Source organism: Streptomyces sp. NPDC002896 (assembly GCF_040295225.1).
Lineage (GTDB): Bacteria > Actinomycetota > Actinomycetes > Streptomycetales > Streptomycetaceae > Streptomyces.
This window is the reverse complement of the sequence record NZ_JBEOVA010000011.1, coordinates 36,597-55,660: the sequence shown is the minus strand read 5'-3', so window position 1 is coordinate 55,660 and position 19,064 is coordinate 36,597. Positions and strand designations below refer to the sequence as shown.

The following is a 19,064-nucleotide window of genomic DNA, read 5'->3' as shown; positions in this document are numbered from 1 at the left end:
GTCGCGCCGCCGGCCGCTGTTCCGGCACCACACCCCAGTAGCTGAAATCGCATGAGCGGAGGTTTGGCATGCTCGATGTCCCGAGCGGAGCGTTGAGCCGTAGACAGGTGGTCGGCACCATGGTCGTCTCCGCGGCCGGGCTGGCTGTGCCCGCCGTCCCCGGGCTCCCCGTGCAGACGGCCTACGCCGACGAGGAAGGTGACAGACAGGGAGCGAGGGTCACTGGTCTTTCCGTTGACGGCAGAGAGGACAGCCCGCTCGGCGTCGACGACCCCGCCCCGCGACTGAGCTGGCGGGTGGTGGGCACCGGCGCGGGATGGACTCAAGCCGCCTATCGGATTCGCGCGGCACGCACTGAAGCGGATCTCGACGGAGGCCGTCTGCTGTGGGACAGCGGCAAGGTCCGCTCCTCGGCCCAGACCGACGTCGCATGGCACGGTCCCGTGCCGGCCTCGCGTGACCGGGTGGTCTGGCAGGTGCGGGCCTGGAGCACCGACGGCGACGCCACACCGTGGAGCCACCCCGCCTCATGGGAGATGGGGCTCCTCAATCGCTCCGACTGGGGCGAGGCCCGGTGGATCGAGTACCCGGGCCGCACCGTCGACCAGCCACTGCCCGTGTTCGCCCGCGCCTTCCGGGTGGATGAGCGCCGGGGCAAGGTCGCCAGGGCGAGGCTCTACCTGTCCGGCATCGGACTGCACGTGGCTCGGCTCAACGACAAGCCCGTCACCGACGAGGTGCTCGCTCCAGGCAATTCGAACTACCAGCTCTCCACCGAATACCGGGTGTACGACGTCACCCAGCTCATCCGCCCCGGTGACAACACGCTGGGCGTCGAACTGGGCCACGGCACAGCGCTCGTGACCCGGTCCGTCACGAATTCCACTACCGGCCGCACCGCCCCGTACAGCTGGTGGCAGAGCCAGTTCAAGGGCAGCGGCAACCTCGTCGCGCCCGCCGCCCGGGGTGCCACCACCATCAAGGTGAACAGCGTGGCGAACTACCACGTCGGCGGCACCGTCAACATCGACACCGGCGACGGCGGCGAGCGCCTGGAGTCACGCACCATCATCGCGATCGGCACCGCCGGCGCCGACGGCACCGGTATCACCTTCGAGCCCGGCCTGGCCTCCGATCACGAGAGCGGTGCCGCTGTCACCGGTTCCGGCAACTCCCTTGCGAGCACCGATCCGAGCGCGGGCGCCGCCGTCTCCCCACGTCTGATCGCCCGGCTGGAACTCACGAGGGCCGACGGCACGGTCGAGACGGTCGTCAGCGACCGCTCGTGGAAGACGGCTCTCGGCCCGACCATCACGGCCAACTGGTACTCCGGCTCCGACTACGACGCCCGGCGCGAGCAGCCCGCCTGGACCGCCCCCGGTACAGATCTCGGGGAGTCGGCGAAGCGGCGCGACGGCACTGCCGTGGGCTGGGTGGACGCCGGAATCGCCCCGCCGCCCAATCTCACCACCGAGCTGGTCTGGCGGGTGGCCGAGCCGCTCAGGGTCGCCGACAGGCTCCGCCCGGTCAGTGTCACGCAGCCGCAGCCCGGCGTGTGGGTCTTCGACTTCGGGCAGAACTTCGCCGGATGGCCGCTGCTCGAACTCGACGGCCCGCTCCCGGCCGGGACCACGGTCAAGCTGTACCCCGCCGAGTCGCTGAACGCCGACGGCACCGTCAACCAGGCGTCGATCATGGGTGGCGGCGCCGCCCGCGGCACCAACGTGTTCGCCGCCTACACGACGTACGGCGACGAGCGAGGCGAGCGGTGGCATCCTCAGTTCCACTACTTCGGCATGCAGTGGGTGCAGGTGACCGGCCTGCCCGAGGGCTACGTACCGACCCGGGACACGGTGACGGGCCTGCAGATCCACGCGGACGTGCCGGCCACCGGCTCCGTGCGGACTTCCGACGACCGGATCAACCGCATTCACCGCATGGCCCGTTACTCGATCATGAGCAACACCATGTCCACCTTCACGGACTGCCCCGGCCGCGAAAAGCTCGCCTACCCCGCTGACTACGTGCAGCCCTTCGCATCCCTGCACCGCACCTTCGGATATGCGGCCTACCTGCGTACCATGCAGCGCCACCTGGCGGAGGGCCAGTCCAAGGCCGGCGACAGCATCGGCAACGTGGCGCTCAAGGCCCCCGTCTACGACTGGGGGTACACCGGCCGGTTCGGCGACGAGATCAACTGGGGCAACGGCATCATCCTGGTGCCCTGGCTGCTGTACGAGACGTACGGTGACACGCAGACGATAGGCCGCTACTACGCGCAGATGCAGGCCTTCCTGAACTACATCAGGACCAAGAAGGCCGGCACAGGCGCGGACGCCCACATCGTGAACGCGGCCCTGGCCGACTGGATCGCCAGTGAGAACACCTCGGGCCGCATCACCGGAACCTGGGGCTACTACCAGATCGCCGACCGGATGGCCCGGATGGCAACGCTGATCGGGCGCGACGCTGACGCGTCCGAGTACCGCAACCTCGCGGCCAACATCAAGGACGCGTTCAACGACGCCTTCTACAACGCGGCGCTCGGCCGGTACACCGCCGAGGGCGACCAGGGCGGTGCCGGGGCGACACAGGCCGCGCAGGCGCTCGCGCTGGACGAGGGCCTGGTACCGGAGGGGGAACGCGGGAAGGTCCTCGACGCGCTGGTGGAACTGGTCTATGCCCACCAGCCCTTCGGGGGCGGGCCGCATCTCAGCGGCGGGACCGTCGGTCTCGCCTCGATCGTCCGAGCCCTGCACGAAGGCGGCCGCGACGACGTCCTGTGGGACGTCCTCCAGGAGGACACCCGCCCGAGCTACGGCTACTTCATGGCACGCACCACCGCCAATCCCGATGGCCTGACGACCATTCCCGAACAGTGGGACATGGGCAACTCCAAGAACCACATGATCCTGTTGCAGATCGAGGAGTGGTTCCACAGCGGCCTGCTGGGCATCCGCCAGGCGCGCGGCAAGGCCGGCTACCGCGAGCTGCTGATCGACCCTCGCCCGGTCGGCGATCTCACCCATGCCGAGGGCAGCTACCGCACGCTGTACGGCGTGGTGTCCGCACAGTGGATCCGCAAGAACGGAAGGTTCCGGCTCGACGTGGAGCTCCCGCCGAACACCACGGCGGAGGTCCGGGTACCCACGGGCGGCCGCACAGCCCAAGTCGCCGAAGACGGCGCGGTGTTCCAGGGCGTGCAGGGCGACCGTGCCGTCTACGTCATCGGCTCGGGGAGGCATATGTTCACCAGCCGCGATCTCCTGACCGATTCCCGGAAAACCGAGAGACAGTAGGTATGAGCCATGAAGCGCCCAGTGCGGACGGCGCCCACCGCGATGTCGGCAAGGTAATTTCTGAGGGGCCGTCGCAGCGCAATGGGCGTCCTTCACCCCAAGGGGGCGCTGGTAAATCGGCGCGAGCCAGTGGAGTGGTGGTAACTGCCCTGCGATGTCTTCAGGCGCTGTCCCGAGCGCTGGGCTCGACCGTGACCGGCCCACGCACCCCCACCTCCCCTTCCAGTGTGATCAGCCCACCGGTCAGGGCCGCCATCGCGGCCACCGCCCGACGGCCGACTGGCCCCCCGCCAGGTTGAGCTGGTGCGCGTAGTTGCGCAGGTAGCGGATCGGCCGAAGGGCCAGTGACTCACTGGCCCTCTGCACGCACTATCGGCCGAGCGGCCGAGTCGGCGTGCACCGGCCGGCCGGCCTCCCTGGCCCCAGCCGGCCGACCAGCGCACCCGATCCGATCAGGCGGTCCCGGTCACCGAGGTCCCGGACTTGGTGACGTGGTACGTCACCTTGGCGCCGCTCCAGAAGTGGAACGTGAGCGTCACCTGCGAGTCCTCCTTCAGCGAGTTGAAGAATTCCGGGGTCAGCTTGATGGCGTCACTGGTGTAGGCGGAGAAGGCGGTGTCCCACTGCTGGTAAGGGGTCCAGCTGGCCGGGCCCGCGTTGCTTCCGTCGTCGTACCTGGCCTCCATCGTCGCCAGCATGTCTCCCCGGAACCGGGTGGGAATGGCGAACGAGCTGGTGCTCCCGTTGGCGTCCGACAGCACCGGGGTGTCGTACGAGATCACGTCGATCCGCCACGGGACGCCCCGGGAGAACCTGGCCTGCAGCGTCGCCTTGACCCCGTACTCCCGGTCGCCGGCCAGCTGGGTGAGAGTGGCGGCCGTCAACGTCAACTGGTTGCCGGAGAGCGTGTAGTCGGTACCCTTGGCCAGCTCGCGCCCTCCGTACCAAAGTCCCTGGAAATCGGTGCCGTTCGGGTTGAGAGTGAGGCTCTGGCTGGTGATGTCGCTCGACTTGGGCAGGAACACCAGGTCGCTGGAGGCGGTTCCCGAACGGGTGGTCCAGCTCGACTTGATCTGGGCGAACAGCTCCGGGTCGCGCCATTGCAGGGTGTTGCGGTTCAGGAACTGACCGGCGTCCCACAGCATCGTGGTGAGCTTGCGCTGGCGGGCGTAATTGCCGAGGAACTCGAAGTACTTGAGCTGCTCACCGCGTTCGATGATGCCCGGTCGGTTGTGGTCGTAGGCGAGCAGGGCGTACTCGCCGATGATGACCGGGATGCCGTGGGCGACGAAGGTGTTGTACACGCGGTCGAACGTGCCGGTGAGGTCCTGCTCCGAGGTGGCGTCGAAACGGGTGTATCCGGCGATGTTCACGCTGAACGGCCACCATCCGTAGAAGTGGATGGTCGTCGCCACCATGGGATCGTTCAGGGCGGTCAGCTCGGCGGCCAGGGCGTCCAGCCGTGACTGGTCGGCGTTGGTGTACAGGGTGGGCAGGACGAGCAGGCGGGTGGCGTTCTTGCCGCCGGACGCGCGGACGATCCGGTGGAACTCGCTGTTGAGCTCCTTGAGCAGCCGGTAGTTCTCGTCATCGCCCGAAGTGCCGCTGAACGTCGGCTCGTTGATGCTCTCGAACACCACCTTGGGCGACGTGTCCCGGAACGTCGCCGCGATCTGGGTCCAGGTCGCGTCGTACCGGGCGAGGACGGCGTCGTGGTCGGTCGCCAGCTGATTGACCCACATCCACGAGTCGTGGTGCATGTTGAGCAGGACGTACATGCCCTCCGCCTGCGCCCAGTCGACGACCTGCTTGACCTTCGCCATCCAGGCCGGGTCGATCGTGTAGTCGGGCGCCCCACCCTGGTGGGTGCCCCAGGTCACGGGGAGCCGAATGCTCTTGAACCCCTGCGACTTGACCTTCTTCAGAAGCGCCTGGGTCACGGGCGGGTTGCCCCAGGAGGTCTCGTCCGGGATGGCGTCGTACGTGTTGCCCAGGTTCCAGCCGGGCTGCATGGCCGCGACTGTGGAGCGTGCCGCAGGGGAGCTGGACGGCGGTGGTGTGTCCGCGTGCGCGGCCACCGGCGCCAGGGGGAGCAGGGCGATCGCCAGGGCGAACGCTGCCAGACGCCGCATGGGCCGCCTGGGGTCGTTTCGCCGGGCAAGGAGTCTTGCCAGTCTCGTCATCACGTGGGCCTTCCACGGTGGGGGAGCACGAAGGGCTTGCGGGAGGTACCGAGCTGACGCCGGGGTGGTTCTCGTGACGATTACGAACCGACCTGAGCGTAAGAAAGTTTCGTCAAGTGCGGCGGAGAATGTAACAAGGAGTCGCGCCGTAAGCTACCGGTCTGTTCACGCCAAGTGTCAGAATGCTGCGGTACACGCAGGTGACTTGTTCGGCTTGCTTTCGTTCACGGCCCGAGTCGTGGGAGAGCGGGTCGGTGATCGGGGAAGGCGACCTTGGCGGACCGCGGAGTTGACGGAGTGGCAGATCGGGAACGCCCGCGAGGCGGCGACGGGTCCCGGCCGGTCACCATCGCGTACATCGCCGAGTCGGCGGGGGTGTCGGTCCCGACCGTGTCCAAGGTGATCAACGGCAAGTCGGGGGTGTCCGCGGACACCCGCGCCCGGGTGGAGGAGCTGGTCAACAGGTACGGCTATCGCAAACCCGCCGGGGCGAACCGCAGCAACACGGTGGAACTCGTGTTCCGCGAGCTGGAGAGCATGTGGGCCGTGGAGATCATCCGCGGCGTGGAGCGGGTGGCCCGGCAGCACGGCGTCGGCGTCCTGGTGTCCGAGTTCGGTCTGCACGACACCACTCCGGCGACCTGGGACGACACCGTGTCCCGGCGTCCGAACTGCGTTCTGTCCGTGGCCCAGTTGTCCGAAGCCGAGCGGGAGCAGCTCACGGCGAAAGGCATCCCCTTCGTCGTCTTCGACCCGACGGTCGAGCTCCCCGACGATGTTCCGTTCGTGGGTGCCACCAACTGGTCGGGAGGCCGGACCGCCACCCGGCACCTGGTTGAACTGGGGCATCGGCGCATCGCCATGATCAGCGGGCCGGAGGACGTGCTGTGCTGCTGTGCCCGGCTGGACGGCTACCGCTCCGCGATGCAGAGCGCGGGCCTGCCGGTCGATCCGAAACTCGTCGTGCACGCCGGCCTCAGCCGCGATGACGGCTGCGCCGCGGCGCGTGCTTTGCTGGCCCTTCCCGAGCCCCCCACCGCGATCTTCACCGCCAACGACCTTCAGGCGCTCGGGGTCTACCAGGCCGCACGCGAGGCCGGACTGCGCATCCCGGAGGACCTGAGCGTGGTCGGCTTCGACGACCTGCCGGTGGTGGCGTGGGTGGACCCGCCTCTGACCACGGTGCACCAACCCCTGACCGAAATGGCTGTCGCTGCGACGGAGTTGGCGCTCACTCTCGGGCGCGGCGAGAACGCTCCTCAGGCTCGGCTGGAGATCGGGACGACCCTGACCGTCCGCGCCAGCACCGCGCCGCCGAAGGGCTGACCTGCCCTCAGTTCCCCGCCCCACCGCCTGAAGGCCTGGTGGGGCTTGTCGGCGTTTCGTCGTCGCCTTTCGCCCGTCATCTCGCTTGAGAAAGAAGTGGGTTGTGGGGTCATTGACCCGTGCTGGGAGCGTCGCTAGCCTCCCAAAGAAACTATCGCTCTTACCTCAACGAAACTTTCCATTATCTCGGTGGGAAGTTGCCCAGCACGTCACCCATCCTGGAGGTGCCCGTGCACCACCTGGTCCGCAAGCACTGTTCCCGCCTGATCGCCTTTGCCACGGCCGTACCGCCCCTCGCCGTCAGCACGGTAGGGACCGGCACGCCGTCCGCGTCCGCCGCTGCCACCGCCTCCGTGTCGATCGACGTCGGCCGGACCCTGGCGACGCTCCCGGACACCGGCGGCTACCACTGGCAGACGCACACCGTCGAGGGCGGGTATGTCGCCCCCAACACCGGCTTCGGCACGTTCATGAGCCAGACCGTACCGGCGTACTCGATCGTGGTCGTGCAGTTGCACCCCCACACCGCCGGTTGACCATGGTGACCGAGGTTGCAGGGCCCGATGGCACCATCCCCGGTGAACAGCAAGCCTCCGGAAACCACCGTGGCCCGGTCCGCTGCCATGGCGGGAACCGGGCCGCGGTGGGCGATCATCCGTCAGACGGCTCGCAGCTCGAACCAGTCGAAGGCCGCACTGCCCCGCGTGGCGTACATGCCGAATACGCGACCCGTGAAGCCGCCGGCGACCTCGGTGGTGAGGTAGCGGCCGTCGAGTTCGGCGAGGATCTCGAAGTCGCCGCTGTCCGTCTCATAGCCCAGGCGGAGAGTGTCGGGGCCGCCGACCCTGAGGCCGGCCGAGGGAGCGTCCTCCGGGCCGGTGCCGCGGGACGTGACCGTGGGCGGCAGGACGTCGGAGGTCGTGACGTCGATCCGCAGCTTCACGGGCCCGGAGTGCACGGCCCGTTCGGCGATGGCGTGGCGCAACGGGCCGATCCTGGCGACCGCGCGGACCGTGCCGTCACCCACCTCCAGCTCGTAGTGGTGCGCTTCGTCCAGCCGTACCGCGAGCCCGCCCCGGCTGCCTTCGGCGACGTCGACCAGCGTGCGGGCGGTGCAGTCGGGGTCGCGTTGGCGCCGCCCCACGAAGAGCGCGCCGGGCGTGTCGAGGCTGTCGGCGCGGGCGTGCAGCACCAGGTGGCCCGGTCGCTCGTCGAGACGTGCGGCCTCCGGGTCCTGCCGTCGCAGCGAAACCCAGGACGGGGCGAGCGCGGGGGAGTCGAAGTCGTCATGGTCCGGCTCCTGCGGCCAAGGATGCGGCGGCAGCGCCGGGGCCTGCGCACGCAGCTCCAGCGGGCCGGGCAGCGGCCACTCGTCCTCCCACCGCACCGGAACCAGGAACGTCTCCCGGCCCATGCCGTGGTACAGCGGTGTGTCACCGCGGGGCCGGGTGCCCAGCAGCACCATCCACCACGTGCCGTCGTGCGCCTGCACCAGGTCGCCGTGGCCGGTGTTCTGCACCGGGTGGTTGGTACTGCGGTGGGACAGCACAGGGTTGGCCGGGTGCGGTTCGAACGGTCCCGGCAGGGTGCGGGCGCGGGCCAGCGACAGCGCGTGCCCGCGCTCGGTGCCGCCCTCCGACAGCAGCAGGTACCACCAGTCGCCGATCCGGTAGAGGTGTGGGCCCTCCGGATACTGCAGCCCGCTGCCCGACCACATCGGCACCGGCTCGCCCAGCAGCTCGCCCGACTTCGGATCGATACGCACCCCGCGGATCCCGCCCGAGGAGAACACGCACCAGCAGGTGCCGTCCTCTTCCCAGGAGAGGGAGGGGTCGATGCCAGGTATGTCGATCGGCACCGGGTCCGACCACGGTCCTGCGGGGTCCTCGGCGGTCACCAGGACGTTGCCCGCCCCGGCCACCACGGTCGTGATCAGCCAGAACCGGCCGTCGTGATACCGCAGGGTCGGCGCGTACACCCCTGTCGAGGACGGGGCCGTGTCGGGCAACTCCAGCTGCGAGGGCCGGTCCAGCGCGTGCCCCATCAGCCGCCAGTGCACCAGGTCACGGCTGTGCCAGATCGGCACACCCGGTACGTACTCGAAGCTGGACGTCGCCACGTAGTAGTCGTCGCCGGCCCGGCAGATGCTCGGATCCGGGCTGAAGCCGGGGATCACGGGATTGTCGAAGAACGCCATGTCCATCCTGAGGAGTGTGGTCGGGGGAAATGCGCCGCGAGGAACCTTCCGCGCGGGGTCAGTGGATCCGGCGGGCGACTGTCAGGCCGTGAAGCCGAAGGCGGCCAGCCGGAGTTCGCCGGTGAGCACCAGGTACAGGTCGTGGACGCCCGGGAGGTGGGCCGCCAGGTCGGCGGAGGCCGTGGTCCAGCTGTACCGGTCGCCGGTGCTCGGGACGGGCAGGTCGGCCAACAGGGTGCCATCGGCGCCGACCGCGCCCGCCCACACCTCGAGCCGGCCCTTGCCCGGCGCGGTCCGGGACACCTCGGCGGTGACGCAGCGGGCGCCGGTCAGATCCACCCAGCGGTAGACCAGCGTGCCGGGCACCTCCGCGGCCGTCGACGTCACCGCGTCGCCGTCCGTGCGGGTGGCGTCCACCAGGACGATGCCGGTGTAGTCGTCGAAGCCGGCGGCGGGCAGCAGGCGCCCGACGGCCGTACGCGGCGCCGGCTCCGGGCCGCTGACCGTGAGCGGCGCGCTCAGCACCACATCGCTGGCCGAGCGGGCGACCAGCACCTCGTACTCCCCGGGGTCGACGGTCAAGGCCTCCTCGGCGACCGACCAGTGGGCCAGCGCTTCGGACACGTCCAGGGTGAACTCGACATCCCGCGACGCGCCGGGGTCCAGACTCACCTTGCGGAAGCCGGCCAACTTCAGCAGCGGCGCCTCGTAGCGGGCGCCGAGTGCGCGGACGTACAGCTGGACCGTTTCTTTGCCGCGGCGGCTGCCGGTGTTGGTCACCGTGACGGAGGCCGTGACGCTGCCGTCCGGGGTGGTGCGGCGCGTGCTCAGCCGCAGTCCCGTGTGGTCGAAGCGGGTGTACGACAGGCCGTGCCCGAAGGGATACAGCGGCCGTTCACGGTGGTACTGGTACGTCCATCCGGCCTTGATGATGTCGTAGTCGAGCCGGCCGGGCAGCTCGTCGCCGGCCCGATACCAGGTCTGCGGCAGCCTGCCGGCAGGTTCGGCGTCGCCGAGGAGCACCGAGGCCAGCGCGTGGCCGGTCTCCTGGCCGCCGTGCGCGGTCCACACCACGGCTGCGGCGTTCTCGTCGGCCCAGTCGACCGCGTACGGGTAGCTGCTCATGACGACAAGCACCGTCTCGGGGCGCGCCGCGACCACCGCGCGCAGCAACCGCTCCTGCGCCGGGGGCAGCGCGAGACCGACCCGGTCCTGGGTCTCCCGGCCGTTGATGTGCGGGGCGTTGCCGAGGACCACCACGACCGCCTCGGCGTCGCCGGCCGCCGCCACGGCCTCGGCGATCCCGTCCCGGACGACGGTACGGGTGAACCGCTCGGCCGACGCCGGGTCCTCGGCGGTGACGGTCACGGCGCCGGTCGCCCGGTCCACTGCGGCGTAGCGGCCGGTCAGGGCGGAACGCAGCAACTCGGTGCCGTCGCCCGCCGGCTCCAGACGGAAGGCCTCGCGGACGAACCACTCGGCGGGCTGGATCCGGTCGGCGGTCAGCGACTGGTCCTCCTCGTTGAGGTGGACGTAGCGGCAGGTGCGGGCACTGCGCAGGGTGAGCACCCCGAGGTCCCAGTCGAACAGGTCGAAGCCCGCCGCCTCGTCGGCCGCCGTGATCGGGGTCACCGACAACAGCCCGGTGTCGTCCGCGGCCGTGAGCAGGCCGCCGGTGGAGGTGGGGCGCAGCACGACGCGGTCCACGCCCTCCACGGTGGTGACCGCGCCGCCGCGCCCGGCGACGGCATCGGTGAGCCCGGCCGCAGCGGTGACACGGTAGGGCATGGTGCCGCTGTACAGGTCCTGGAAGAGGGAGTCGGCGAGCGGCCCGACCACCGCGAGCCGCCCGGTGCCGGCCAGCGGCAGCAGCCCGCTGTTGTTCCTGAGCAGCACTACCGCCTCGGTCGCCGCCCGCCGGGCGAGCGCCCGGTGAGCGGGGGAGTCGACCACCTCCCAGCCGGTGCCGGCGTACGGATCCCGCTCGGGGTCGAACTCGCCCAGGCGGAAGCGCAGCGCCAGCTGGCGGCGTACCGCACGGTCGATGTCGGCGTCGGTGAGCAGGCCGCGGTCCCGGGCCTCGGTGATCCGGCCGATGGGGGTGGCGCTGTCCTCGAAGTGGTCGGTGAAGCTGTCGATGCCCGCCTTGAGAGCGGCGGCGTGCGAGACGGCGTGGTCCTCGAAGTAGTCCTCGGGGTCGACCAGGTTGGAGGGCGCATCGGCGTCGCTGACCACGAACAACTCGTGGCCAGTGGGCGCGGCCCAGCGGCGCAGCTCGCGCTCCAGCAGCGGACTGACGTGACAGGGACGGCCGTTGACCAGGTTGTAGGCGGCCATCACGCCGGTCGCGGCACCGGTTGCGACGGGAAGCCGGAAGGCCGCCAGGTCGTATTCCTGCAGCACCCGTGGCCGCACGGACGACGACGTGATGCACCGGTCGTCCTCGTTGTTGTAGGCGAGGAAATGCTTCAGGACCGGCGCGGTGCGCAGGAACTCCGGGTCGTCCCCCGCCATACCGCGACAGAAGGCCTCAGCCAGGCGGCCGGTCAGCAGCGGGTCCTCGGCATACCCCTCCTCGTTGCGGCCCCAACGGGGGTCGCGCAGCAGGTTCACCACCGGCGCCCACGCCTGCAGGCTGACAAGTCCGTCGCCGGTCGCCGGACGGCGGTGGTGGTGGAAGGCCCGCAGCTCGACCGAGGTGGCCGTGGCGACCTGGTGCACCAATTCCTCGTCCCAGGTGGCGCCAAGGCCCACCGGCTGCGGGAAGACAGTGGCCGCGCCCAGCCAGGCCACGCCGTGCAGGGCCTCCGTGCCCGTGCGGAACGCCGCAACACCCAGCCGGGGGACGGCCGGAGCGTACTGGTGCAGCATCGCGATCCGCTCGGCGGGGGTCAGCCGCGACAGCAAGTCCTCCACCCGCTCGGCGAGCGGGCAGCCGGGATCACGGAACGGCAGCCGGTCCGCGAGCGGCCCGGAGGGCAGGTCGGCAGGCACGGAAGCAGTACTCACAGCGGGCAACCCCCCCGGGCGTGCGGCAGTGCGGAGGCTGACCGCACCGCCGGGATCGTTGAAGCGCTTCGAAACTCGCATGCGGGTTCGTTGCGTGTCAACAGCCCTTTCAAGTAGGCGCACATAGGCTGACTTAAGATCACAAAAACCTGCGCCCGACCTCTTGTGGGGAACGTTACCCGTCGCTATGGTCGCCGCGAATATCGAAGCGCTTCGACTGGATGAAAAGAGGCGACTCACCATGAGCCGTGAACTGAACCGCAGATCCTTCGTCAGCGGCGCGATGGCCGTCGCCGGGGCGGCGGCGATGTCACCCTTGCTGACCGCGTGCGGCGACGGCGGCAGCAAGAGCCGCGGCGGCACCAACTCCAAGAAGGGCATGGCCGCCGCGGTCCCGGACCACATCCCCAGCACCGCGGTGCGTCCCGACATCCCCTCCGTCGCCGGGGCGGCCGGTGCCGTCGCCGACCCGGGCTTCCTGAAGTACCCCGCGCAGCAGGTCGCGACGGTCAGCGAGGCGCCTGGCTCCGGCGGCCGCTACACGACGCTGACCCCGCTGTGGGGCGCCATACCGCCCGCCGGCAACGCGTACTACCGGGCGATGAACAAGGCCCTGGGCGCGACGCTGACGATGAAGCCGGCCAACGGCAACACGTACAACACCACCATCACCACGCTCACCGCCGCCGAGAAGCTTCCCGACTGGGTGCAACTGCCGGGCTGGTGGAACCCGCTGTTCAACCTGGGGAAGCTGGCCGGCACCCAGCTCGCCGACCTCACGCCGTACCTGGCCGGCGACAAGATCAAGAAGTACCCGAACCTCGCCGCCCTGCCCACCGGGGCATGGCAGGGCGGGGTCTGGCAGGACAAGCTGTACGGCATACCCGCCTTCTCCGGCGGCTTCAACCTGCCGGGCCAGTTCTTCTACCGCGGCGACATCTTCGAGGACAAGGGCATCAACGCCGACGAGATCACGTCCATCCAACGGTTCTTGGACCTCGGCAAGGAACTCACCAGCGCCAAGGCCGGCGTGTGGGCCTTCGACGACGTGTACGGCTACCTGTTCCAGATATTCGACTACGCGGCGAAGTTCGCCGTGGTCGACGGAAAGCTGGTGCACAAGTACGAGCAGCCCGAGTTCATCGAGGCCCTCGACTGGGCCCACAAGCTCGCCAAGTCCGGCTACCTGCACCCCGACGTGCTGGCCGGCAACAGCAACGACGCCACGACCCGCTTCTACGCGGGCAAGGCGCTGATCGGCGCCGGCGGGCAGGGCATCTGGAACGAGACCGACGCCCAGGCAGGCACCGCCGCCAACAAGAACTACCGGCGCGCCTCCTTCAAGCCCTTCTCGGCGGACGGCAAGTCCGCGCCACGGCTCTTCCTCACCCCGTCGGCCGGGTTCTTCAGCTACCTCAACGCCAAGCTGAAGCCCGCCCAGATCGAGGAGTGCCTGCGCATCGCCAACTACCTTGCGGCGCCTTTCGGTTCGAAGGAGCACCTCATGGTCAACTTCGGCGTCGAGGGCGTCGACTGGAAGAAGGGCGACCACGGCCCGAGCCCCACCAAGGCGGGCCTGCGGGATGTCCAGGCGCAGACGTTCCCGTTCCTGGTCAGCCCCCTTCAGGTGCTGTACAACCCCGACTTCCCGCAGGTCACCAAGGACCGCTGCGCGTGGAACGCCGAGGCCGTCAAGTACGTGTACAAGCCGGTGTTCTTCAACATGAACATCACCGTGCCGAAGCGTTTCGCCGCCGCCGACGCCGCCCAGGCGGTGGAGGACACCATCAAGGACGTCGCGCACGGTGTCAAGCCGGTCTCCGCCTTCCAGGACGCGGTCAGCACCTGGAAGCGCGGTGGCGGCGATCGGCTGGTCGCCTGGTACCAGTCCGAGGTCCTGGACAAGCTCGGCACGGGCCAGTAGGCGCGGCCGAACCGCCGCTGGTGCCGTACCGGCACCAGCGCCCCATCCCCGTACAAGGAGAAACCATGGCCTCGACGCTCGCGCCGGGCAGCAGGGGACAGCAGGACGACGGCACGACCGGGCACCGCGGACGCGCCGGCCGGCGACCGCCTCCAAGGCAGCCCGCCGACAACAAGCTGACCTGGTGGATGCGACTGCGCCGCGACAGGACGCTGATCCTGATGACCCTGCCGGCCATCGCCCTGCTCGTCGTCTTCAACTACCTGCCGATGGTGGGCACCGTCACCGCGTTCCAGTTCTATGATCCGCTGGACGGCGTCCTGCACAGCGAGTGGGTCGGCCTGGACAACTTCCAACAGCTCTTCGGCGACCGGTTGTTCTGGCAGGCGCTCAACAACACCCTCTACATCAGTGCCGTCCAGCTGGTGCTGTTCTTCCCCGTCCCGATCCTGCTGGCGCTGCTGCTCAACTCGGTACTGAGCCAGCGGATCCGGTCGGCCATCCAGGCCATCACCTTCCTGCCGCACTTCTACTCCTGGGTCCTGGTCGTCACGCTCTTCCAGCAGATGATCGGCGGCGCCGGCCTGCTCAACCAGTTCCTGCGCCAGCACCACATGGACACCTGGAACGTGATGACCGATCCGCACACCTTCGCGTTCCTGGTCACTTCCCAGGTGGTCTGGAAGGACGCCGGCTGGGGCATCATCGTCTTCCTCGCCGCGCTCGCCGCCATCGACCAGAACCTGTACGAGGCCGCGGCCGTCGACGGAGCCGGCAGGTGGCGGCGGTTGTGGCACATCACCCTGCCCGGCATGCGCGGCATCATCGTCCTGATGCTCGTCCTGCGCCTGGGCAACGCACTGAGCGTCGGCTTCGAGCAACTCCTCATCCAGCGCCAGGCCGTCGGCCACGACGCCGCCGACGTACTCGACACCTTCGCCTTCTACTACGGCATCGGCACCCAGAATTACGGCTACGGAGCGGCAGCGGGCATTTTCAAGAGCGTCATCGCGCTGCTGCTGCTCTGGGGCGCCAACACGCTGGCCCACCGCTTCGGCGAGGACGGACTGTACCGGAAATGAGCGCACTCACCACGTCCGGGCCGACGCACCCCGTCGCCCGGCGCCGCAACCCCGACCGCCCGATCTGGGACGAGCCTCCGACCGCCGCGGGCCAGACCACCAAAGGCCTGACGTTGGCCATCGTGGGGCTGCTGATCCTCGGCCCGCTCTACTGCGTGGTGCTGACCAGCATCTCCACCCCGGCCGCCATCAACAGGGCCGGCGGACTGGTCCTCGTACCGGACGGCATCACCTTCGAGGCGTACCGGACCATGCTCTCGGGCGGCCCCGTACGACAGTCGCTGCTGGTCACCCTCGGCGTCACGCTCGCAGGCACCGCAATCTCCATGATCATCTCCGTGCTGTGTGCCTACGGCCTCTCCCGCGCCCGCTCCTTCGGCCACCGCGTCCTGCTGCTGATCCTGGTCGTCACCATGTTCGTCAGCGGCGGCCTGATCCCCACCTTCCTGGTGGTCAGCGAACTCGGCGGCTACGGCCAGTACTGGGCGCTGATCTTGCCCAGCGCCGTCAGCGTCTTCAACATCCTGGTGCTGCGCTCCTTCTACTCCACGACCGCCGCCGAACTCATCGACGCCGCTCGCATGGACGGCGCCGGAGAGTGGCGCATCCTGTGGTCGGTGGTGCTGCCCACCTCGCGAGCCGTCAACGCCGTCATCACGCTCTTCTACGCGGTGGGCTACTGGAACACCTTCTTCGGCGTGATGCTCTACATGCCGGCCGAGAGTGAGAAGTGGCCGCTGCAGTACGTGCTCTACCAGTACGTCAACCTCGGAATGAACATGCCCGGCCAGGTCAACTCCGGCTACGGCGTGGACGGCCACGCCCAGACGGCCCCGCTGTCCCTGCAGATGGCGGTCGTGGTGCTCACCCTGCTGCCCATCACGCTGGTCTTCCCCTTCCTGCAGAAGCACTTCGCCAAAGGCATGCTCACCGGGGCCATCAAGGGATAAGACGACATGATGGCCACGTCGGCGGCGGTGTCAGGTGCCGTGCCGGTCCGGGACGTCTTCGAAGTTGCTTACTTCGTCGGGGGCGGCGGCGCAGCTGGCCAGGAGCTGGTCGAGCCGTCAAGCAGGGGCGCATATATGCCGAGCTCGACATCACTTTGCCCGAGAAAGCCGAAGACGCCGAGGCCGCCGTACAGGCCGCCGTCCACCGGTTCGTCCTGGGGGCGGCGGCCACAGACGGCTGCGAAGCCTGGTCACCGGCTGGGAGAACTTCAATTGCCGGGTTGTCGGCTGCCGCGGTTTCGCACAGCGCGTTACTGTCACCAAGTGCGTCGGACGAGCCCCTGCCGGAGCGGAAGAGGTAGCAGCATCTCGCAACCGCCAATGACTGGGCCCTCGGGCGCGGAACGGCGGCACAAGTCACTGCACCCGGCCTGGCCGGAGCCACGCAGGTCGCCGACTGCCCGGTCTTCCTCGACGTCGAGCTCTCGCCTCGTCGTCCTCTTCGTCCGGGCAAGCCAGCGTACGGCCGTGATCCGTATGTGATCAGTGCCCCTTAGTCTCCACCTGAACCAGGGGATTCACGAGATGCGCGACTAAGGCGGGGGAAATACATGACGTACCGGCGCGCGGCGATACCGGCACTGATCGGAGGGCTGCTGCTCACGGCGCTTCTGTGGTGGGCGGGGGCGAGTGCGAATGCGCTGTACCTGCCGGGCACCGCCGGCGTGATCGGCGGCCGGGCCGCCGCCGAGCTCGAACACTGGCTCACCCCCTGGTCGTACGACCCTCCGGCCTCGGTTCAGTTCGGCGCCGGGGTGTCCGGCGGGATCGGGGACACGGCCGGGACCGACGGCACGCGCTACCTCGCGCTGTACGCAACCGCGCTGCAGATCCGGTTCGGCGCGGTCTTCGCATTCTTCGTGCCCGGGGCGCTGCTCCTGGTCCGCAGGCTGCCGCCGGTGCACGGCCGGATGCCTGCCGCGCTGCTCGCGGTGTGGGCCTGGGGCTTGGTGGCCGGGACCCTGGCGGTGACCGTCTCCGCGCCGTGGCTGATCGCCGCGCAGGGGCACGGCAGTTACCGCTTCCTGCCCCAGTTGGCGAGCGCGATCTCCTCCGGACGGCAGGTCCTGGTGGTGACCGCGCTGGTCGCGGCGGCGGGGACAGTGCTCGCAGCGCGGGTCACCGCCAAGGGTGCCGGTCCGCTGCCGCAGGCGGTCGTCCCGGCACGCGCCGCCCGCCTGGCCGCCACCGCCGGGACCGCGATGATCGCACTGTCTCTGGTGGTCCTCTCGTACCAGCCGGTCGCCGCCGCCATCCAGACGGTCTCCCCGGACGGCGGGCTGTTCGCCGAACCGGGCGAACTCCTGCGCCAGTGGCTGCTGCTTGGCGCCTGGGCGGGCCCGGCGGGCGCGCCGCTCGGCGACTGGCTCCTGTATCGCGCCGCCGACGTGCTGCTACTCGCTGTGGTGTGGTGGGCACTGCGGCGGTTGCCCGGACTGCTCACCCGAGCCACTGTCCCGGCGATGGCGGCGGGCGGAGTCTGCGCGACCGTCCTCGGGCTGCTGGCGAGCCAGCTGCTGCGGGTGGCGACCGACGGGGCGGGTCTGCGGTGGGACCTGATGTACCTGTCCGCCGGCATTGGTGGCGGCGTCCCGGCCGCCCTGACCTGCGGCCTGGTGGCGGGGGTCGCGGCTGCCGTGACGCTGCGGGTGGCCGTGGGCCGCGCGGAGACCGTCGACGCCACGGCTTCCGTCCAGGGCCCCGCCCGGCCCTAGTACTACAGGGTAAGCGGGGACAGGGTGAGCACGGGGGATGCGGTGCGTCGAACGGCCGCGGTGGAGCGGGCGATTGCGTCCGCCCATGCTCATTTCTTGGCCCTTGCTCTGATCGCTTGCAGATGTGATCTCATCCGGACGTGATCAGTCGATGTCCGGATCATCGGCCTCTTCGAGGAGACAAGTCGCGAGGTCGTCGGCCCACTCCACGGCCCAGGCGCGGAGAGCGGTGATGGTGGTGTCATCGAGCCCATAGGCGGCGAAGGCTTCGTCGTCGGTCCACTCGGCGCCCGTGAGGTTCGACTGCAGGTCCTCGCGCTCGAAGCGGCCGCGGGCGTGGCGGCGGCCGAACTCCTCGAGCTCGGCATTGGTCCAGCGGGTGGGAGGCTGCGAACACGTCGATCAGGTCGCGGGGTGCTCCGCGGTCGGCCAGGGCGCGGACCTTGGTCCCGATCACATCCTCCTCCGCGAGGACGGGCCCGTACGGGCTCTGGGCGACCGGCCGCCAGAAGATCTCCTTGAGGATGTCGACTTCGCAGTCTTGCCCGGTTGCCGGGTCGGACACGGTGAAGCGGGCGGACAGCGGGGCAGTCTCCAGCGCCTGCACCTGCCAGCCCCGTGCTTCGAGACCGATACGGAGCGCGGCCGCGATATCGGCCATGGGTGTTGGGTTCTCGGTGGCGACATCGAGGTCCTGGCTGGGGCGGTTCACGAGGCGGTGCGCCCGCACGGCGTATCCGCCGGTGAGTACCAAGGGATACGGGGCGCCGAGGGCGATCACATCCGCCAGGAGCCGCGTGTGCAGCTCCGGCATGTCCGTCACGCGGCTGCCCGGGTGCGGGAGGCGAGCTCGGGGAAGGCGTCTTCCCATACAGCGCGCACAGTGCGACCGACGAGGGTGCGCAGCACTGGCCACATCTGGAGGAGCAGGTCCTGGTTGAGGTAGTGGGGCAGATCGTCGTGCAGGCCCTCGTGCAGGACGGTGCGGTACAGGCCCATGCGCTGGCGAGGCTTGCTCATGTCGTACGAGGTCATCCCGGACCAGGCCATGTGCAGCGGCAGCTCCACGACCCCCTGGGTCGGGCCGTGCAACTCGTCCAGCGACTCCGGCAGACGCCGCCGGAACTTCTCCCGGTACAGCGCGAGGTCCTCGGCCTCCGCCCCCGAGAGGTTCTTCGGCGTGGATGCGGGGTGCTGTGTGCTGGAGGGCATGGCTCCATTATGGCGGCCGGAGAAGTGGTGCGGGGCATGATGCGCGAGCTGGCGGCCGGAGTCAGGGGGGTGGACCCGCAGGGTGAGCTGCCGTAGCAGCAGCCCGT

General features: G+C 69.5%; 11 protein-coding genes and 1 pseudogene. 7 read left to right on the top strand and 5 right to left on the bottom strand.

Features of this window, described 5'->3' with window-relative positions; translation table 11 throughout:
* The first annotated feature begins 68 nt into the window (after positions 1-68).
* The gene (locus ABT009_RS21750; RefSeq protein WP_351297235.1) at positions 69-3,299 is read left to right on the top strand and encodes a family 78 glycoside hydrolase catalytic domain; all 3,231 of its coding nucleotides are present in this window, start codon (positions 69-71) and stop codon (positions 3,297-3,299) included.
* Positions 3,300-3,751: 452 nt separating this feature from the next.
* Here the strand turns inward: ABT009_RS21750 and ABT009_RS21745 are convergent, their stop codons facing one another.
* A complete protein-coding gene (locus ABT009_RS21745) occupies positions 3,752-5,431 on the bottom strand; it encodes a cellulase family glycosylhydrolase (RefSeq protein ID WP_351297232.1) in 1,680 nt (559 codons plus the stop codon).
* Between the two features lie 348 nt (positions 5,432-5,779).
* Between ABT009_RS21745 and ABT009_RS21740 the strand changes: the two genes are divergently transcribed.
* Both ABT009_RS21740 and ABT009_RS21735 read left to right on the top strand, forming a co-directional pair.
* Complete coding sequence (locus ABT009_RS21740; RefSeq protein ID WP_351297229.1) at positions 5,780-6,808, top strand: LacI family DNA-binding transcriptional regulator; 1,029 nt, start codon at positions 5,780-5,782, stop codon at positions 6,806-6,808.
* Between the two features lie 197 nt (positions 6,809-7,005).
* Positions 7,006-7,344 carry a hypothetical protein gene (locus ABT009_RS21735; protein WP_351297226.1) on the top strand — a complete coding sequence of 113 codons (339 nt, stop codon included), beginning with the start codon at positions 7,006-7,008 and terminating at the stop codon, positions 7,342-7,344.
* 122 nt (positions 7,345-7,466) lie between these two features.
* Here the strand turns inward: ABT009_RS21735 and ABT009_RS21730 are convergent, their stop codons facing one another.
* Complete coding sequence (locus ABT009_RS21730; protein ID WP_351298015.1) at positions 7,467-9,005, bottom strand: glycoside hydrolase family 43 protein; 1,539 nt, start codon at positions 9,003-9,005, stop codon at positions 7,467-7,469.
* An 81-nt stretch (positions 9,006-9,086) separates the two neighbouring features.
* Positions 9,087-12,014: a glycoside hydrolase family 3 protein gene (locus tag ABT009_RS21725; RefSeq protein ID WP_351297223.1), complete on the bottom strand. Its 2,928-nt coding sequence runs from the start codon at positions 12,012-12,014 to the stop codon at positions 9,087-9,089.
* A 241-nt stretch (positions 12,015-12,255) separates the two neighbouring features.
* Between ABT009_RS21725 and ABT009_RS21720 the strand changes: the two genes are divergently transcribed.
* The 4 genes from ABT009_RS21720 to ABT009_RS21705 all read left to right on the top strand — a co-directional run bounded on the left by ABT009_RS21720 (position 12,256) and on the right by ABT009_RS21705 (position 17,745).
* The gene (locus ABT009_RS21720) at positions 12,256-13,938 is read left to right on the top strand and encodes an extracellular solute-binding protein (protein WP_351297220.1); all 1,683 of its coding nucleotides are present in this window, start codon (positions 12,256-12,258) and stop codon (positions 13,936-13,938) included.
* A 65-nt stretch (positions 13,939-14,003) separates the two neighbouring features.
* On the top strand, positions 14,004-15,020 hold the full coding sequence (locus ABT009_RS21715) for an ABC transporter permease (RefSeq protein WP_351297217.1): 1,017 nt from the start codon (positions 14,004-14,006) through the stop codon (positions 15,018-15,020).
* Positions 15,017-15,970 carry a carbohydrate ABC transporter permease gene (locus ABT009_RS21710; protein ID WP_351297214.1) on the top strand — a complete coding sequence of 318 codons (954 nt, stop codon included), beginning with the start codon at positions 15,017-15,019 and terminating at the stop codon, positions 15,968-15,970. The genes ABT009_RS21715 and ABT009_RS21710 overlap by 4 nt, the downstream gene beginning before the upstream one ends.
* Positions 15,971-16,581: 611 nt before the next feature.
* Positions 16,582-17,745: a hypothetical protein gene (locus ABT009_RS21705; RefSeq protein WP_351297211.1), complete on the top strand. Its 1,164-nt coding sequence runs from the start codon at positions 16,582-16,584 to the stop codon at positions 17,743-17,745.
* 144 nt (positions 17,746-17,889) lie between these two features.
* Here the strand turns inward: ABT009_RS21705 and ABT009_RS21700 are convergent.
* Positions 17,890-18,559 (bottom strand): annotated as a pseudogene (locus ABT009_RS21700) (nucleotidyl transferase AbiEii/AbiGii toxin family protein).
* Positions 18,560-18,564: 5 nt separating this feature from the next.
* Positions 18,565-18,957: a hypothetical protein gene (locus ABT009_RS21695; protein ID WP_351297208.1), complete on the bottom strand. Its 393-nt coding sequence runs from the start codon at positions 18,955-18,957 to the stop codon at positions 18,565-18,567.
* Positions 18,958-19,064 lie beyond the last annotated feature (107 nt).